Origin of the sequence: Actinoplanes sp. CA-142083, assembly GCF_050942195.1 — a bacterium.
In the GTDB taxonomy this organism is placed as follows: domain Bacteria; phylum Actinomycetota; class Actinomycetes; order Mycobacteriales; family Micromonosporaceae; genus Actinoplanes.
Map to the genome: position 1 here is coordinate 1,514,338 of NZ_CP192076.1, position 15,446 is coordinate 1,529,783.

At 69.6% G+C, this 15,446-nt stretch carries 16 protein-coding genes; 9 read left to right on the plus strand and 7 right to left on the minus strand.

What is annotated here, in order from left to right:
- Nucleotides 1–167: 167 nt before the first annotated feature.
- The 5 genes from ACQPZX_RS07265 to ACQPZX_RS07285 all read left to right on the plus strand — a co-directional run bounded on the left by ACQPZX_RS07265 (nucleotide 168) and on the right by ACQPZX_RS07285 (nucleotide 4,218).
- Nucleotides 168–620: a hypothetical protein gene (locus ACQPZX_RS07265; protein ID WP_433376138.1), complete on the plus strand. Its 453-nt coding sequence runs from the start codon at nucleotides 168–170 to the stop codon at nucleotides 618–620.
- A 113-nt stretch (nucleotides 621–733) separates the two neighbouring features.
- Nucleotides 734–2,410, plus strand: coding sequence for an energy-dependent translational throttle protein EttA (gene ettA / locus ACQPZX_RS07270; protein ID WP_433376141.1), 1,677 nt, complete (start codon nucleotides 734–736; stop codon nucleotides 2,408–2,410).
- Between the two features lie 76 nt (nucleotides 2,411–2,486).
- Complete coding sequence (locus tag ACQPZX_RS07275; protein ID WP_433385067.1) at nucleotides 2,487–2,849, plus strand: acyl-CoA thioesterase; 363 nt, start codon at nucleotides 2,487–2,489, stop codon at nucleotides 2,847–2,849.
- Nucleotides 2,846–3,505 carry a hypothetical protein gene (locus ACQPZX_RS07280; RefSeq protein WP_433376144.1) on the plus strand — a complete coding sequence of 220 codons (660 nt, stop codon included), beginning with the start codon at nucleotides 2,846–2,848 and terminating at the stop codon, nucleotides 3,503–3,505. The genes ACQPZX_RS07275 and ACQPZX_RS07280 overlap by 4 nt, the downstream gene beginning before the upstream one ends.
- A 131-nt stretch (nucleotides 3,506–3,636) precedes the next feature.
- Entirely contained in the window at nucleotides 3,637–4,218 is a 582-nt protein-coding gene (locus ACQPZX_RS07285) for a YbjN domain-containing protein (protein ID WP_433376147.1), read from the plus strand.
- Between the two features lie 165 nt (nucleotides 4,219–4,383).
- On the opposite strand, the gene ACQPZX_RS07290 is transcribed toward ACQPZX_RS07285, so the two are convergent.
- From ACQPZX_RS07290 to ACQPZX_RS07305, 4 genes are all read right to left on the minus strand, one after another.
- Nucleotides 4,384–5,637: a PKD domain containing protein gene (locus ACQPZX_RS07290; protein ID WP_433376150.1), complete on the minus strand. Its 1,254-nt coding sequence runs from the start codon at nucleotides 5,635–5,637 to the stop codon at nucleotides 4,384–4,386.
- Nucleotides 5,638–5,706: 69 nt separating this feature from the next.
- Complete coding sequence (locus tag ACQPZX_RS07295; RefSeq protein WP_433376153.1) at nucleotides 5,707–6,090, minus strand: globin; 384 nt, start codon at nucleotides 6,088–6,090, stop codon at nucleotides 5,707–5,709.
- A gap of 41 nt (nucleotides 6,091–6,131) precedes the next feature.
- Nucleotides 6,132–7,607, minus strand: coding sequence for an MFS transporter (locus ACQPZX_RS07300; RefSeq protein WP_433376156.1), 1,476 nt, complete (start codon nucleotides 7,605–7,607; stop codon nucleotides 6,132–6,134).
- Between the two features lie 209 nt (nucleotides 7,608–7,816).
- A complete protein-coding gene (locus ACQPZX_RS07305) occupies nucleotides 7,817–8,875 on the minus strand; it encodes a mechanosensitive ion channel family protein (RefSeq protein WP_433376159.1) in 1,059 nt (352 codons plus the stop codon).
- Between the two features lie 208 nt (nucleotides 8,876–9,083).
- Here ACQPZX_RS07305 and ACQPZX_RS07310 point away from each other — a divergent pair, with 208 nt between their 5' ends.
- Nucleotides 9,084–9,632: an HNH endonuclease gene (locus ACQPZX_RS07310; protein ID WP_433376162.1), complete on the plus strand. Its 549-nt coding sequence runs from the start codon at nucleotides 9,084–9,086 to the stop codon at nucleotides 9,630–9,632.
- Here ACQPZX_RS07310 and ACQPZX_RS07315 read toward each other — a convergent pair.
- The gene (locus tag ACQPZX_RS07315; protein ID WP_433376165.1) at nucleotides 9,629–10,417 is read right to left on the minus strand and encodes a class F sortase; all 789 of its coding nucleotides are present in this window, start codon (nucleotides 10,415–10,417) and stop codon (nucleotides 9,629–9,631) included. The two genes, ACQPZX_RS07310 and ACQPZX_RS07315, sit on opposite strands and share 4 nt — an antisense overlap.
- Before the next feature lie 44 nt (nucleotides 10,418–10,461).
- Entirely contained in the window at nucleotides 10,462–10,950 is a 489-nt protein-coding gene (locus ACQPZX_RS07320) for a hypothetical protein (protein WP_433376168.1), read from the minus strand.
- Between the two features lie 242 nt (nucleotides 10,951–11,192).
- Here ACQPZX_RS07320 and ctaJ point away from each other — a divergent pair, with 242 nt between their 5' ends.
- The 3 genes from ctaJ (at nucleotide 11,193) to ACQPZX_RS07335 (ending at nucleotide 12,585) form a co-directional block, all read left to right on the plus strand.
- Nucleotides 11,193–11,456, plus strand: coding sequence for an aa3-type cytochrome oxidase subunit CtaJ (ctaJ, locus tag ACQPZX_RS07325; protein ID WP_433376171.1), 264 nt, complete (start codon nucleotides 11,193–11,195; stop codon nucleotides 11,454–11,456).
- Nucleotides 11,457–11,508: 52 nt separating this feature from the next.
- Entirely contained in the window at nucleotides 11,509–11,907 is a 399-nt protein-coding gene (locus ACQPZX_RS07330) for a DUF5130 family protein (RefSeq protein WP_433385070.1), read from the plus strand.
- 96 nt (nucleotides 11,908–12,003) lie between these two features.
- Entirely contained in the window at nucleotides 12,004–12,585 is a 582-nt protein-coding gene (locus ACQPZX_RS07335; protein ID WP_433376174.1) for a Uma2 family endonuclease, read from the plus strand.
- Here the strand turns inward: ACQPZX_RS07335 and pepN are convergent, their stop codons facing one another.
- Nucleotides 12,586–15,144, minus strand: coding sequence for an aminopeptidase N (gene pepN, locus ACQPZX_RS07340; protein WP_433376177.1), 2,559 nt, complete (start codon nucleotides 15,142–15,144; stop codon nucleotides 12,586–12,588).
- Between the last annotated feature and the right edge of the window lie 302 nt (nucleotides 15,145–15,446).

Below are 15,446 nucleotides of genomic sequence, written 5' to 3' on the forward strand. Positions count from 1 at the left end.
TTTGTGTAGCTGCGCGAGGCTTGCCCAGTCTGAAGCAGCCTCGATGGACCGGGGTGGCTGCCGGGTGCCATCCTGGGCCCGTGACACCGTCCGACGATCTTTCCCCGCCGCGGCGCCCGATCTTCTTCCCTGTGGTGATTGCCACGGTGTTTTTGACGATCATCGGGATGACCGGGGGGTTCGTGCTGGGCGAGCGGCACCGCAACCAGGTCGCCACGACGCCGGGCGACACGACCACGACGCCGCAGTCCTCCGAGTCGTCGTGGGCCGCCGATCCGAAGTCCTGCCCGTCCGAGGCGATCGATTTCGCGATCAAGGAGAAGCTGCCCAGCGACCTGAAACAGATCTTCAAGGTCGTCACGGTGAACGGCACGACGGTCTGGATCTGCGAGGACGGCGCCGGGTCGCTGTATTACCAGTCCAAGACCGGCGGCGTGGACGCGCCGCTCGTCCAGGGAGAGAACGGACTCTTCCTGACCCGGGTCGTGCGGGACGGGGACAACGCGTACGAGGCCACGGCGGCCAACGGCAACACGTTCATGGTCAACACCCGCCGCCTCGAGGTGCGTTTCGCCGATGGCCGGACTCCGCAGATCAATACGGTCGAAACGGTCGAGTGAGGGAATCCTTCCGCTTCGGAAGGGGTTGTCTTAGGTGGCCGGGAGCCGACCTGGAAAGATGCCTTCGGCAACTCATCCGGCACGAAATCACGATCGCGGAGGTAGGGCGCACCGTGGCCCAGTTCATTTACGTCCTGGAGAAGGCGCGCAAAGCGCACGGCGACAAGGTCGTGCTCGACAACGTGACGCTGAACTTCCTGCCGGGCGCCAAGATCGGCGTGGTCGGTCCGAACGGCGCCGGTAAGTCCACCCTGCTCAAGGTCATGGCGGGGCTCGAGACGCTGAGCAACGGCGAGGCCCGGCTGATGCCCGGCTACACCGTCGGCATGCTCGCGCAGGAGCCGCCGCTCAACGAGTCCAAGACCGTCCTCGGCAACATCGAGGAGGCGGTGGCGGAGACCAAGGCCAAGCTCGAGCGGTTCAACAAGATCGCCGAGGAGATGGCGACCGACTACACCGACGAGCTCATGGAAGAGATGGGCAAGCTGCAGGAGCAGCTCGACAACGTCAACGCCTGGGACCTCGACTCCCAGCTCGAGCTGGCGATGGATGCGCTGCGCTGCCCGCCGCCGGACGCCGACGTCACCCAGCTCTCCGGTGGTGAGCGCCGCCGGGTCGCGCTGTGCAAGCTGCTGCTCGAGGCGCCCGACCTGCTGCTGCTCGACGAGCCCACCAACCACCTTGACGCCGAGAGCGTGAGCTGGCTGGAGCAGCACCTGGCGAAATACGCCGGCACCGTCATCGCCATCACCCACGACCGGTACTTCCTGGACAACGTGGCGAACTGGATCCTCGAGCTCGACCGCGGCCGGACGTACCCGTACGAGGGCAACTACTCCACCTACCTCGACAAGAAGGCGCAGCGCCTCGCGGTCGAGGGCCGGAAGGACGCCAAGCTCAAGCGGCGCCTCACCGAGGAGCTCGAGTGGGTGCGGTCCAACGCCAAGGCCCGCCAGACCAAGAGCAAGGCCCGCCTCGACCGGTACGACGAGATGGCGACCGAGGCCGAGAAGACGAGGAAGCTGGACTTCGAGGAGATCCAGATCCCGCCGGGCCCGCGCCTGGGCAACACGGTGATCGAGACCAAGGACCTGACCAAGGGTTTCGACGGGCGCACGCTCATCGATCATCTGTCGTTCTCGCTGCCGCGCAACGGCATCGTCGGCATCATCGGCCCGAACGGCGTCGGCAAGACCACGCTGTTCAAGACCATCGTCGGGCTGGAGAAGCCGGACGACGGCACGGTCCGGGTCGGCGAGACGGTCCAGCTGTCCTACGTCGACCAGAGCCGTGAGGGCCTGCAGGGCAACCAGACGGTGTGGGAGGTCGTCTCCGACGGGCTCGACCACCTGATGGTCGGCAAGGTCGAGATGCCGTCCCGGGCGTACGTCGCGGCCTTCGGCTTCAAGGGCCCCGACCAGCAGAAACCGGTCAAGGTGCTCTCCGGTGGCGAGCGCAACCGGCTCAACCTCGCGCTGACGCTGAAGATCGGCGGCAACGTGATCCTGCTCGACGAGCCGACCAACGACCTCGACGTCGAGACGCTCGGTAGCCTGGAGAACGCCCTGCTCGAGTTCCCCGGCTGCGCCGTGGTCATCTCCCACGACCGGATGTTCCTCGACCGGGTCGCCACCCACATGCTCGCGTGGGAGGGCACGGAGGAGGACCCCGACAAGTGGTTCTGGTTCGAGGGAAACTTCGAGGCGTACGAGAAGAACAAGATCGACCGCCTCGGCGCGGAGGCCGCCCGGCCGCACCGGGTCACCTACCGCAAGCTGACCCGTGACTGAGCCGACCCGCGGCGGAAAACCCCAGATTGAAAACCACGGGCGTTTCATCGTCGACGTGCCCGTGCGCTGGTCCGACATGGACGCGTACGGGCACGTCAACAACGCGCGCTTCCTCACCATCTACGAGGAGGCGCGCGTTGCGTTGTTCTTCCAGGGCGCGCGCGAGCACGGCCTCGGCTCGTTCGAGGAGGGCATCGTGATCGCCCGGCACGAGATCGACTACCTGCGCCCGGTGGATTACGGCGATCCCGTACGCGTCGAGATGTGGATCTCCGAGCAGCGGGCTGCGTCGTTCACCGTCTCCTACGAGCTCTTCGACGACGGCGAGCTGGCCAGCCGGGCGAAGTCGATCTGCGTGCCCTACAACCTGGCCAACGGCCACCCGCGCCGGCTCTCCGATGAAGAGCGCGAGTTCCTTCGTCCCTACCTGGCCTCATGACGCTCCATGGGCTGACCGGCGTTCCCGACGCCGGCGCCTTTCTCGCCCGGCTGACCCGGCTCGATCCGGGTGCGCCGGTCCGGCTGCGGGGTTCCGGCGGGCGTACGGCGCTGTGGGCGCACCTGCCCTGGGACGTGCTGGTCACCCGCGAGGTGGCCGGCCGAGGCCCGGACGACGCCACGGTATCGGCGGCCGAGTTGCTGGCGGTGCTGGCGGGCGGCGGCCAGGACCTGCCCACCCGGCGCGACGCCCAATGGCGCTGGCCGTTGCCGCCGGCCGTCGCCGAGACCGTGGAGACGGTGTCCGCGACCGAGCTGGCGAGTCTGGCCGCCGCGGCCGCCGGGACGCTGCGCGAGGTGACGGCCGGCGGCTTGTCCGGCCGCGCGGTGGGGCAGCGGGCGGTGCGCGACGCGCTTCTCGATCACGTGGCGCTGGTTGTGACACCGCCCGGCGGGGGACCGGTCGAGGTGTCACAGCGACTCGTTCAGGCGATCTCCCGAATGGGTTTTCTGGGTCCCGAGGGCGCCGACGTGCCGGACACTAGAGTCAGGGTCGCCGGTCGCTGGGTGGCTCTTTCGGCACCATATGGAGTTGCGTGGCTACAGACAGTCAGTAAATTGACCGTTATGCCTATAGGTAGTCACCCGAAAGGGTGATGGCGCATCGGCCGAGCGGTCTCGCCCTCCCGTTGGGGGGATGACCTCCGCGACCTGTACGGGTACCGTCGGCCCTCGGATCCACTCGCTACGTCCGGCGGTGGGTCTGCTGGGGAGTGAGGTGCGCAACGATGCCGTGGTGGTCATGGCGTCCGGGTTCGGCTGCGGGCAACCCGCCGGATGCCGACGGCGATTCAGCGGTGCGGAGCACCGTGCGGGTCGGGGTTCCGGCTCAGCGGGAGCCGAGCCGGGTGGGGCTTCCGGCCGAGGCGACCAAGACCGAGGAGAGCGAGCAGATCTCGCAGGTGACGCTCGCGCGCATCGGCAAGGCGCTCGACCTGCTCGACATCCGGTTCCTGGCCGACGGTGGCGGCAGCCTGCTGGCGATGTGGGAGCGGCACGCCGTGCTGTTCACCCTCGAGGGACCCGACGACGAGATCCTGGTGATGCGTGCCCGGCCGCACTCGACGGTGCCGCCGGACTGGGCCGACCGGGCCTATCGCGTGGTCAACGAGTGGAACCACACGCGCCGCTTCTGCAAGGCCTACGTGGGTGACCCGACCGAGCGTGGCCAGCTGCCGATCTACGCCGAGCTGCAGGTCCCCCTCGCCGCGGGCGCCCACGACGCCCTCGTCGTCGAGATGCTCGACTGCGGCGCAGCGGTGGCCACGTCTTTCGTCGATTGGCTCCACGACGAGGGCGCCCTGCTTTGATGGCGTCGCCTCCGGCGCCGCGGGCGATCGCCCCTTCGGGGCTGATGAGGAGTCAGCCGATTTTCCGGCGCCGCAAACCCCGCGGCGACGCAAAATCGACTGCCTCCTCATCAGCGGGGCGATCGCGGACAGCCCCTGATACCGAGCAACCCCGAAAATTCCGAGTCACAGTGGGAACATGCCGATGCGGCCGTGATATTCGCGGCCGAGCTGGTCCGTGTCGCTTCCGACCAGCAGGCCGTGCGGGGTGACGATGAAGACGCGTACGCCTACGCCGCGCGACCGCGTCGGGTTCCAGGAGAGGGCGCGGCCCGTGGTGGGGCTGACCGCGCCGATGCCGGGGCGGGCGACCGCGCCCGGGCCGGGGCCCTTCGCGTCGGTGCCGTACGGGTTGTCGAAGTAGCGCTGGTGCCCGCCCAGGTAGACGGCGGACCCGGTCACCGCGACGGCGTACAGCGAGTCGCCGCCGGTGCGCTGCACCCACGTCGGGTTGTGCCGGCCCGAGCCGCCGGTCTCGAAGCGGGCCGCCGAGTCGCAGAGCCGGTCGGGCGAAGAGGCGCGCCCGGTCGCCGCGACCACGAAGTACGCCCCGTCGGGGGAGAACTTCACCTGCCGCAGGTACGTGTCGAAGCCCTTCATGCACTGCGGCTTGTACGCGTCGGTGTACCAGCTGGTCAGCGCCGCGGTCGGGCCGCCGACGTCGAACATGGCGATCTGCGTGCGGTCGTAGCTGCCCGATCGGAGCAGGGCGCCGATCGCGACCAGCCGGCGGCCGTCGGGGGAGATGTCGAAGTGCTCGACCCGGGTACGGCTCAGGCCGGGCGCGGACAGCCGGGGGTCGAAGCCGCTGTCGACCGCGCCGGTGGTCGCGTTCATCCGGGCGAGCGCGGCCCGGTTCACGCCGTTGATCGCGGAGAACGTGCCGCCGGCGTACAGATAATTGCCTCGCGCCGTCAGCGCGCGCACGTCGCCCCAATTGATCTTCGCCCCGAAGGACGAGACGCGCTGGCCGGACAGGCTCAGCCGGGTCAGGCCGCGCTGGGAGGAGCCGTTGACGCTCTTGAAGGCCCCGCCGGCGTAGACGGTGCTGTCGGCGCCGGGGGCGAGCGAGTAGACGGCGCCGTCGACGGCCGGCGCGAACGAGCGGATCGCGCCACTGTTCAGGTCGTACGCGAAGATGTTCTTCCGGGCGTACGTGTTGTGGCGGCTGCTGTCCGCGACCTTGGTGAAGGCGCCGCCGACGACGACGGTGTCGCCGACGACGGCCATGGTCCAGACGGTGCCGTCGAGGACGTGCGGCGTCCAGTCGACGGGGTTGGCCGAGACGATCGTGGACTGGGCCATATCGGCCTCGGCCGGATGGGCGCAGGCGACGGCGGCTGCGACGAGTACGGCGGCGGCTAGCAGGCGGCGACGCATGCGGGCGACTCCAGGGACGCGTTGATCAGCGAGTTGTCACCCGCACCAACGAGCCAAGTCGCGCTCTAGTCACTCCATACTGTTGACCATGAAGTACGCGGCTCGCTCCAAGTAGTCCCACAAGGCCGTCTGATACGGCTCCTGCAGCTCCAGCGAGTCGACCGCGTCGCGCATGTGTTTGAGCCAGGCGTCGCGGGCGGCCGCGTTCACCACGAACGGCGCGTGCCGCATGCGCAGGCGCGGGTGGCCGCGGGCCGCCGAGTACGTGTTCGGGCCACCCCAGTACTGCATGAGGAACAGGGTCAGCCGGTCGGCCGCGGGACCGAGGTCCTCCTCGGGATACATCGGCCGGAGCAGCGGGTCGGCGGCGACGCCCTCATAGAAGCGGTCGACGAGCCGGCGGAAGGTGGGCTCGCCGCCGATCGCGTCATAGAAGTTGGGCTCGTCCGTCACCTCTCCATCCTGCCAGCCGTCGCGACGGCGGCAGGCGGCGGTCAGCGCCGCTCGGGTGTGATGCTCGTCCTCGCCGCGTGCGCCGGCCGGTAGGACTTGGACGCCGCCGTGGTCTCGCCCGGCACCCGGGACAGGTGCGCCGGCTGGTACTCCTCGTTCGGAGAATTGGGCCGGATCACCGCGTCCGCCGGGCCGGCGGGGGAGGGCACGGCCGGCGGCATCGTCGCGGCCGCCTCCTCGATCGCCGTGTCGAACTCGCGCTTGCTGGGCCAGCGCGCCACCAGTCCGATCAGCACCACCGTTCCGGCGAGGCTCCAGATCCCGACCACGATCGGCAGCCGGAAGCTGTCGGCGAGGACGCCGCCGAGGATCACGCCGGCGAACTGGCTGAGCTGCAGGCCGGTCTGCACGACGCCGTACGCCCGCGCGCGGTAGCCGTGCGGGATCATCAGCACGAACTTGCCGTTGAGCGTCGGGGAGATCCCACCCGAGAAGGCGCCGGAGAGCATCACGAGCAGCGCCGCCACGATCGGCGGCGGGCTGAGCAGCGCCGGCACGAGGACGAGCGAGCCGAGCACCGCGAACGGCCGGACCAGCCGGTCGCGCAGGCCGGGGCCGGCCAGGCGGGTGGTCAGGAGGCCGCCGATGACGAAGCCGACCGGCGAGGCCGCCATGATCAGGCCCTGATTGAGGCCGCGGGTCGCCGGGTTGTCGGAGCCGAGGGCCGCCCAGGCCGCGGCGAGGGCCTCCGGCACCACCCCGATCATCGCGCTCAGGCAGACCAGCACGACGATCGAGCGCAGCACCCGCCGGCTGAGGACGAGCCGGAAGCCTTCGGCCGACTCGCTCAGCAGGTGGGTGCGCTCGGCCCGGGTGCGGGTGGCCGGTCGCGGCTTTACGCCGAGCGTCACGATCGTCGCGGAGAAGACGAAGGTCAGCACGTCGATGCCGAGCGCGAGCCGGGGGCTGACCACCGTCGCGATGGTGGCGCCGGCCATGTACCCGAAGACTTGGGCGGCCTGGGTGGTGGTCTGGTTGATCGCGATCGCGGTCGCCAGCTTCTCCCGGCCCACGAGGTGGGGGAGAAGCGCCGACCGGGCCGACTGGGTGGGCGGCACGCCGAGGCTGGCCAGGAAGACCAGCACCACCATGATCCAGATCGGGATGTGCGGCACCAGCAGGAGCGTGGTGGGCACGATGCGGAACAGGTCGGCGGAGATCAGCACCCGGCGGTACGGGTAGCGCTCCGCGAGCGCGGACAGCAGGGTCCCGCCGATGATCCACGGGAGGAAGCTGACGCCGAACGCCGCCGCGGACAGCAGGACCGAGTCGCTCTGCTGGTAGACGAGGAGGGTGACGGCCGCCTTGGCCAGGTAGTCGCCGATCCAGTTCACCTGCGTGGAGGTGTAGATCGCGCGGTACTCGCGTATGGCGAAGACATCCCGGAACGTAACCGGTCGGTCGCTTTCCGTCACCGCTTTGGCCGCGTTGGCCTCCCGGGCGGGTTCCTCGGACACCAGGTCCTCCATCGATCTCGGCACTCGCCGGGTCGCGACGACAGCCGGGCACGCCCGCGGGCTGACCCGGCAGGAACGTGATGCCGCATGTGCAGATGCTCTAGCTCTAGCGGATTCTGCCCGATCGTCCGAGTCGATGCTAGGGCGTACGAGCGGATTGTCGGCCGTTCGGTGGAGGGGTGACATCCCCCGGACGAACTAATCCCAGCTCAAGTGGCCCCGCCCTGGCCGGGGTCTGATTCAGAAGGTTGCAAGAAAGCCGGCGGCACCGCGGAACGCGGAAGCAATCGAGAAGCAGCGATGCGTTCGGAGAGTCCGCCCAGCTCCAGAGCCTCCGTCAGCGCACGGCGCAGCTCGCGCTGGACGACCGGCTGGCCGTCCGCGGTCGTCTTCGCGATGGTCCGGATGACCGCGCCGTCGACGGTCAGCTGCTCGACGCCGACCACGTCCGGCGGCTCGAGGAACTCGTTCTTGTGCTCGACCGACTCGGCGACGGTCCGGGCGGCCGTCTTGAGCACGCCGATCGCCTCCTCCGAGTTCACGAAGCCGATCGGAATGTCGATCACCACGAGCGCCCAGCCCTGGCTCTTGTTGCCGACCCGCACGATCTCGCCGTTGCGGATGTACCAGAGCACGCCGCGCATGTCCCGGACCGTGGTGATGCGCAGGCCGACCGTCTCCACGACGCCGACCGCCTCGCCCAGGTCGACCGTGTCGCCTACGCCGTACTGGTCCTCGAGCAGCATGAACAGGCCCGCGATCAGGTCCTTGACCAGGCTCTGCGCGCCGAAGCCGAGCGCGACGCCGACGATGCCGGCGCTGGCCAGCAGCGGGCCGAGGTTGAAGCCGAGCTCGCCGAAGACCAGCAGCGCCGCCATCGTGAAGATCACGGCGGTGACGAAGCTGCGCAGCACCGAGCCGATCGCCTCGGCCCGCTGCCGCCGCCGCTCGGGGATGAACTGCCCCTCCTCGGCGGTCTGCGCCGCCCTCTCCTTGAGGGGCTTGAGCAGGGCCGGCATCGAGGCGCGGGTGGTGCTGTTGGTGAGCCGCTGGATCGACCGGTGCAGCAGCCAGCGGATCAGCATCGCGGCCAGGATGATCGCGAGGATCCGCAGCGGTTTCGTGACGATCCAGTAGCTGGAGTTGGCCAGCCACTGGTTACCCGTCCACTCGTAGACGCGGCTGCACACCCAGTCGGTGTCACAGATCGCGGTCACGTCGATCGTCTTGTAGACGTCCGTCGGCGAGGGCGAAGGCGAGGGAGACACGGGCGCGAGGAGTAGCACGGGAAGCCACCGTACCGGGCGAACCTGGGCCGTCTTTCAGGCGCCACACAGCTCACAGACCTCAGACGTTTACCGTCCCGCCACGGATTGCGCTCGCAATTTGGTCATTCATCAGGGACTATTGGCGCACGGACCACGACAGCGACGAACCGGGAGCGGTTGGCAGCACCTACACCGGAGGGTGATCGCGATGCCTGACATACGACCGACAGTGGGCTCATCCGCGTTAGTTCTGAACGCCACGTACGAGCCGCTGTGCGTCGTATCAGTGCGTCGAGCGACCATTCTCGTGCTGACGGCCAAGGCAGAGTGCGTCTCCGACGGGGACGGCATCCTGCACAGCGCCTACCAGAACCTCCCGGTTCCGTCGGTCGTCCGCCTCACCCGGTACGTGAAGGTTCCGTACCGCACCCATGTCGGCCTCTCCCGCCGCGCGATCTTCGCCCGGGACGGCGGCCGCTGCGCCTACTGCCGCGGCTCGGCCGAGACCATCGACCACGTGTTCCCGCGCAGCCGCGGCGGTCTGCACGCCTGGGAAAACGTCGTGGCCGCCTGCGCCAAGTGCAACCACAGCAAGGGCGACAAGACGCCGGCCGAGCTCGGGTGGAGGCTCCACGCGATACCGCAAGCGCCACGCGGGGTCGCGTGGCGGGTGCTCGGGCACCGCACGCCAGACCCCCGTTGGGCCGACTGGCTCGACCTACCAGCCGCCCCGGCAGAGCCTGCCGAGGCGGCTTAGTTGTTTTTGGTCTCGACCAGCGAGGCGAAAACGACGATGTTGTCCTGGTATCCGGTGCTGCCGCCGATCCAGTCGCCGCCGCAGGTCATCAGGCGCAGGGACGGGCGGCTGTAGTCGCCGTACACGCGTTGGATGGGCAGTTTGCCCTTGTCGAAGTGCTCCACCGAGTTGACCTCGAAGACCGCCACCGCGTTGTCGGCCCGCAGCACCTCGATCCGCTGGCCCGGCTTCAGCTTGGGCAGGTTGTAGAAGACCGACGGCCCGGTCCGGGTGTCGGCGTGCCCGACGATCAAGGCCGGACCGAACTGGCCGGGGGTCGGACCGCCGTCGAACCAGCCGGCCTCGTTGTGCCGCTTGAGCGGCGGCACCCCGACCGACCCGTCCGAGGCCAGCCCCACGTCGAGGATCGGCGCCTCGACCTTGATCGACGGGATGGTCAGCCGCTCGGGCCGGCTCGGGTCGAGCACCGGGAACGAGCGCGGCGGCGGCTCGTCGGCCGACTTGCGGTCGAAGATGTCCGGCAGGTCGATGCTGGTCGCCGCCCCGACCCCCATCGCCACCAGGAACAGGCCGAAGAAGACCAGGGCGAGCACCACCGGCCCGACCGGCCAGGGCTTCCGTCCCCGGGTCGGCCGCGGCGGGTCCTTGGGCTTCGGCCGGGGGTGCGGGGCCCGAAAGGGGTGACGGCCCGGCGCCGACGGGGTGGGCGGCAGCGGGCCGGTGATCGTCCCCGGCGGCGGGGCCACGATCTGGGCGGGCTGCTTGCGCAGCACCGAGTCGGGCATGCGGGGGCCGTGCACCGGCGTCGGTCGGCGAGTCAAGGCGGGCCTCAGCCGAGTCGGCGGCGTCGCAGGGTCGTGAGGCCGAGCGCTAACCCGGCGCCGATCACGGCGAGCCCGCTGCCGATCAGGATCGGCGCGAACCGCTCGGGCGCGGTGCCGCCACCACCGGTGGCCGGGCCCTGCGCCGGCTCCACCTTGGCCACCACGTGCAGCGTGGCCGAGGCCGTCGCCTTGTCGGAGCAGTGCAGCTCGAACTTGTAGTCGCCGGGCTTGGTGCCCGACGGCACGGTCACCGTGGCGGTGAGGAGCCCGTACTGCGGATTCACCGCGACGGTGCCGAACAGCGCCGACGAGACGCTCGCCGCTTTGAGGTTGTCGTCACACGAGGCGCGCAGCCCGACCTGGTCCCCGACCGGGACGGTGCTCGGGTTGAGCTCGAGGTAGATGGCCGCGGCCCGCGCCGCCGACGGATCCAGGAACAGGACAAACAGGCTCATGAGAAGTGCCGCCAGGGCGGCGGGGACAGACATGCGCATGAGATCCCCCTCCTGCCGTCCACGGTCACCAGGACACGAACGGCGCGTGAGGGTGATTTTCGCACCTCCACGCCATTTCCGCGTAGATCCCGACGGCGTGAGACCTGGACGCGGATGCTGGTTCAAGACCCGACGGTCCGGCACGTCCCGCTCTCCGCTACCGTGACTGTTGTTCGGATCAACTGGAAAACTGGCGCCTGGGGGCGTTGAGGTTGTCGATATCAAGCACCGTATTGGTCTTCGTGATCATTCCGGCCGCCATCATCCTTCTGGTGGCGGCGCTCGTCCTCACGGGCAGCGACCGCACCCGGCGCACCCGCCGGTACCGGCCGGGCCGTCCCTACGACTTCCAGCCGATCTGGTTCCTGGCCTCGCCGGAGCAGGTCACCGGCGCTGCCGTCAGCGCTGACGGGCACCAGAAGGCGATCGAGGCGCCGATTCTCGAGGACGCCACCGGACATCGGGTTCTCCCCGGGCCTGTAGGAGGCGCAAGTGACAGCTGGTGAAGTGGTGCACGAGCAGCCGCTGACCGCGCTCAAGAAGCCGGGCGGCGACACGCTGGTGGCCGACCCCGAAGAGCTTGGCCCCAACGCCGTCCTGGACGGCCCCTTCACGACCCGTCAGCTGCTGCGCCTCGACGAGGCGCTGCGGGTGGCCGACCAGCAGACCGGCCTGACGTTCAGCGTCTACATCGGCGAGCTGGGCACCCCGAGCCGCGATGCCGCCGAAAAGCTGCACAAGCAGATCGACGGGTCGGCGCGCGCCGTGCTCGTCGCGGTCTCACCCAACCAGCGCAAGCTCGAGATCGTCACCGGTAACGAGGCGCGCAAGCGCATCTCCGATCGCGACGCGAAGCTGGCCGGCCTCTCGATGGCCGCCGCCTTCGCCGGCGGCGACCTGGCCGGCGGCATCTTGTCGGGCATCGACCAGTTGGCGAGCCACGCCGGCAAGCATTGATTCAGACATGAAAAGGCTCCCGACAGGGAGCCTTTTTTCTTTGCAACTGGATACGCAGAGTGAGTAGGCTGGCACACCACGGTAACGAAGCCGGAGGTGACCGCCTTGGTGATGTCGAGTCAGGTCGCGAGCACGCCGCCCCGGTGGAGCGCACCCGAGGGCGTGTGGAGCGAGCCGGATCTCCATCTATTCCCGCAGGACGGCCACCGCTACGAGATCGTCGACGGCTGCCTGCACGTGACGCCCCCGTCCCCCGAGTCGCATGACGCGGTGGTCCGGGCCGTCGTCACCACCCTGCGTGCCGCCGCGCCGCCGGGCTGGTGGGTCTGCGACCGGCTGGGGATCGAGATCGGCGAGAGCAACCTGGTCCCCGATGTCACCGTGCTGCGCCCGCGCTCGTCCGGCGCGATCTGGAGCGACCCGGCCGACGTGGCGCTGGTGGTCGAGGTCGAGACCCCGGCGACCCGCCGCTACGACCGCGTCCTCAAGCCCTCGCTGTACGCCGAGGCCGGCATCCCCGTCTTCTGGCGCGTCGAGACCGGCGCCGCGACCCCGGTGCTGCGCACGTACCTCCTCGGCGGCGCCCGCTACCGGGCCGGCCACAGCGTCGAGGGCGCCGAGCCCGTCAAGCTCGACGCCCCCTATCCGGTCAGAATCGCCCCGGCGACCTGGATCTGATCAAGCCGCGGCGGTGTCGCGAGCTCGGGCCTTCAAAGCCCGCACGACCCCGTCACGACCCTCGGCCACCAGCCGGCGCAGCGACGCCGGCTGACCGTCGCGGGCCAGCCACGCGTCGGTCAGCGCGATCGTCTCCTCGCTGATCTGGTAGACGGGGTAGCCCATCATCACGAACTCCTGCGCCGGCTCGCTGTCCGAGCGGGCCCACACGTCGCCCACGACCTCGAAGAACTTCGCCGCGTACGGCGCCGTGAGGCCGACCTGCTTGACGCTCTGGAAGCCGGACAGCAGCGACCGGTTGAGCCAGTTCGGCACGCCGTCCTCGCCGGTCAGCTCGGCCCAGACGGCGGCCTTGTTCTCCGCCGTCGGGATCAGCGCCCGCGCGATCGCCGCCTCCCGCTCGCCGCTGGCCGTCCGGTCGCCGGCCAGCTCGTCCTCGATCTCGTCGAGGCCGGCCGCGCCGAGCGATGTCAGCGCCTGCAACAGCGCCCACCGCAGCTCGGTGTCGACCACCAGGCCCTCGGGCACGCCCTGGCCGGAGAGCCAGCCGCGCAGCACGGCCTGCTCCTCGGGGGTGCGCGCCGCGCTGATGAACGACCGCGCCCAGCTCAGCTGCCAGCCGCTGCCGGGCTCGGCGGAGGCCAGCGCGCCCCGCGACAGCTCGGCCAGTTGCGCCCAGCCGGCCGGCTGCCAGGCCGGGTCGGCGTACTGCGCGATCGCGCTCGCCGCCTGCCGGACCGTCCAGGTGGTGAGGTTGATGTCGGTCTCCCGGGGCAGGCCCGAGCAGACCAGCGTGACGTAGTCGCGGGCGGCCATCTCGGCGTCGCGCAGCATGTCCCACGCCGCGTTCCACACCAGGGCGCGCGACAGCGACGAGTCGATCCCGGCGATGTGGTTGACCACGGTGGCCAGCGACCGCTCGTCCAGGCGCAACTTCGTGTACGACAGGTCGTCGTCGTTGAGCAGCAGCACGTCGGCGGCCCGCACGCCGGTCAGCGCCGGGATCTCGGTGCGCTCGCCGGCGACGTCGAGCTCCAGCAGGTCGCGGCGGACCAGCCGATCGCCCTGCAGGTCGTAGAGGCCGACCCCGATGCGGTGGGTACGCAGGGTCGGGTAGTCGGCCGGCGCCTCCTGCTGCACGACGACGCTCTCGTACGTGCCGTCCGCGGCAAGCGAGACGACCGGGCGCAGCGTGTTGACCTGGGCCGTCTCCAGCCACTGGGCCGCGAACTTGCGCAGCTCCCGGCCGGACGCCGCCTCCAGCTCGGTGAGCAGGTCGTCGAACGTGGCGTTGCTCCAAGCGTGCTTCTGGAAGTACGCCCGCAGGCCCGTGATGAACGAATCGATGCCCACGTAGGCGACGAGCTGCTTGATCACGCCCGCGCCCTTGGCGTACGTGATGCCGTCGAAATTGACCTCGACGGCCTCCAGGTCGGGCATCTCGCAGTAGACCGGGTGCGTCGAGGACAGCTGGTCCTGCCGGTAGCCCCAGCTCTTCCGGACCGACAGGAACGTCGTCCACGCGTCGGTGAACCGGGTCGCCTTCGAGTTGCACCAGTGGCTGGCCCACTCCGCGAACGACTCGTTCAGCCACAGGTCGTTCCACCAGCGCATGGTGACCAGGTCGCCGAACCACATGTGCGCGAGCTCGTGCAGGATCGTGTTCGCCCGCTGCTCGTACTCGAAGTCGGTGACCTGCGACCGGAAGATGTAGTGCGCCTCGGCGTGGGTCACGCAGCCGAAGTTCTCCATGGCGCCGGCGTTGAAGTCGGGCACCCACAGCTGGTCGTACTTCGGCAGCGGGTACCGGACGCCGAACTGCTCCTGGAAGAAGTCGAACCCCTGCGTGGTGATCAGGTGGAGGTCGTCGGCGTCCATGTACTGAGCCATGGACGCGCGGCAGAAGTAGCCCATGTCGACGCCGTCGTGGGAGAACCGCACCTCGTGGTACGGCCCCGCGCAGATCGCCGCGATGTAGGTGCTCATCAGCGGCGACGTCTGGAAGTGCACGGTCTTGGCGCCCGGGCCGGCCGCGGCCTCGGACGCGACCGGCATGTTCGAGACGACCTTCCAATGCTTGGGCACCGTGGCGTGCCAGGTGAACACGCTCTTGAGGTCGGGCTGGTCGAAGCAGGCGAACACCCGCTGCGCGTCGGCCGTCTCGAACTGGCTGTAGAGGTAGATCTCCTTGTCGACCGGGTCGAGGCTGCGCTGCAGGCCCTGGCCGCTCGCCGAGTACGCGAAGTCGGCGTCGACGACCAGCTCGTTCTCGGCGGCGAGGCCGGTCAGCGCCAGCCCCTTCTCGGCCGAGAACCCGCTGAGGTCGATCTCCGTCCCGTTCAGCGTGGCCGAGCGCACCGAGGCGGCCGCGGTCTCGATGAACGTCTCGGCGCCCGGCTCGACGCACCGGAAGGTCACGACCGTGGTGGAGCGGAAGGTGCCGTCGCCCGGATTCCCATGCCCGTCGGTCAGGTCCAACGCGACGTCGTATCCGGTCACCTCGAGCAGGCGGGCGCGATCGGCGGCCTCCACCTGTGTCAAGTTTCGAACTCCGGCCACAGCCACTCTCCTTCAGAGCGCACGAGCTATTCCCCGCCAGAGTATTCGCCCCGGTCGTGGCGCACCCCACCCGGAGTACGTGCGGCTGAAATCGGACCAGAAAACGGGGTTCGCACCACCCCTTCCGACTACCGGTCGTTGGATGGGGTATCGGAGACCCACATGAACGAGCGGAGACGGACAGATGTCCGATACGGAGACGATCGCTACGTCGACGATCGCCGTGCAACGCGCCGACTGGGAGGGCCTGGCGCCCGAAATGGCCGCTATGGTGGCGCCACCGGTGATCGTCTCGGCGACCC

Bases quoted from the DNA above. Each gene is read 5' to 3' on its own strand.
- ACQPZX_RS07290 (WP_433376150.1), bottom strand. From the start codon at position 5,637: ATGCGTCGCCGCCTGCTAGCCGCCGCCGTACTCGTCGCAGCCGCCGTC.
- ACQPZX_RS07275 (WP_433385067.1), top strand. From the start codon at position 2,487: ATGGACGCGTACGGGCACGTCAACAACGCGCGCTTCCTCACCATCTAC.
- ACQPZX_RS07285 (WP_433376147.1), top strand. From the start codon at position 3,637: ATGCCGTGGTGGTCATGGCGTCCGGGTTCGGCTGCGGGCAACCCGCCG.
- ACQPZX_RS07280 (WP_433376144.1), top strand. From the start codon at position 2,846: ATGACGCTCCATGGGCTGACCGGCGTTCCCGACGCCGGCGCCTTTCTC.
- ACQPZX_RS07315 (WP_433376165.1), bottom strand. From the start codon at position 10,417: ATGCCCGACTCGGTGCTGCGCAAGCAGCCCGCCCAGATCGTGGCCCCG.
- ACQPZX_RS07320 (WP_433376168.1), bottom strand. From the start codon at position 10,950: ATGCGCATGTCTGTCCCCGCCGCCCTGGCGGCACTTCTCATGAGCCTG.
- ACQPZX_RS07310 (WP_433376162.1), top strand. From the start codon at position 9,084: ATGCCTGACATACGACCGACAGTGGGCTCATCCGCGTTAGTTCTGAAC.
- ACQPZX_RS07265 (WP_433376138.1), top strand. From the start codon at position 168: ATGACCGGGGGGTTCGTGCTGGGCGAGCGGCACCGCAACCAGGTCGCC.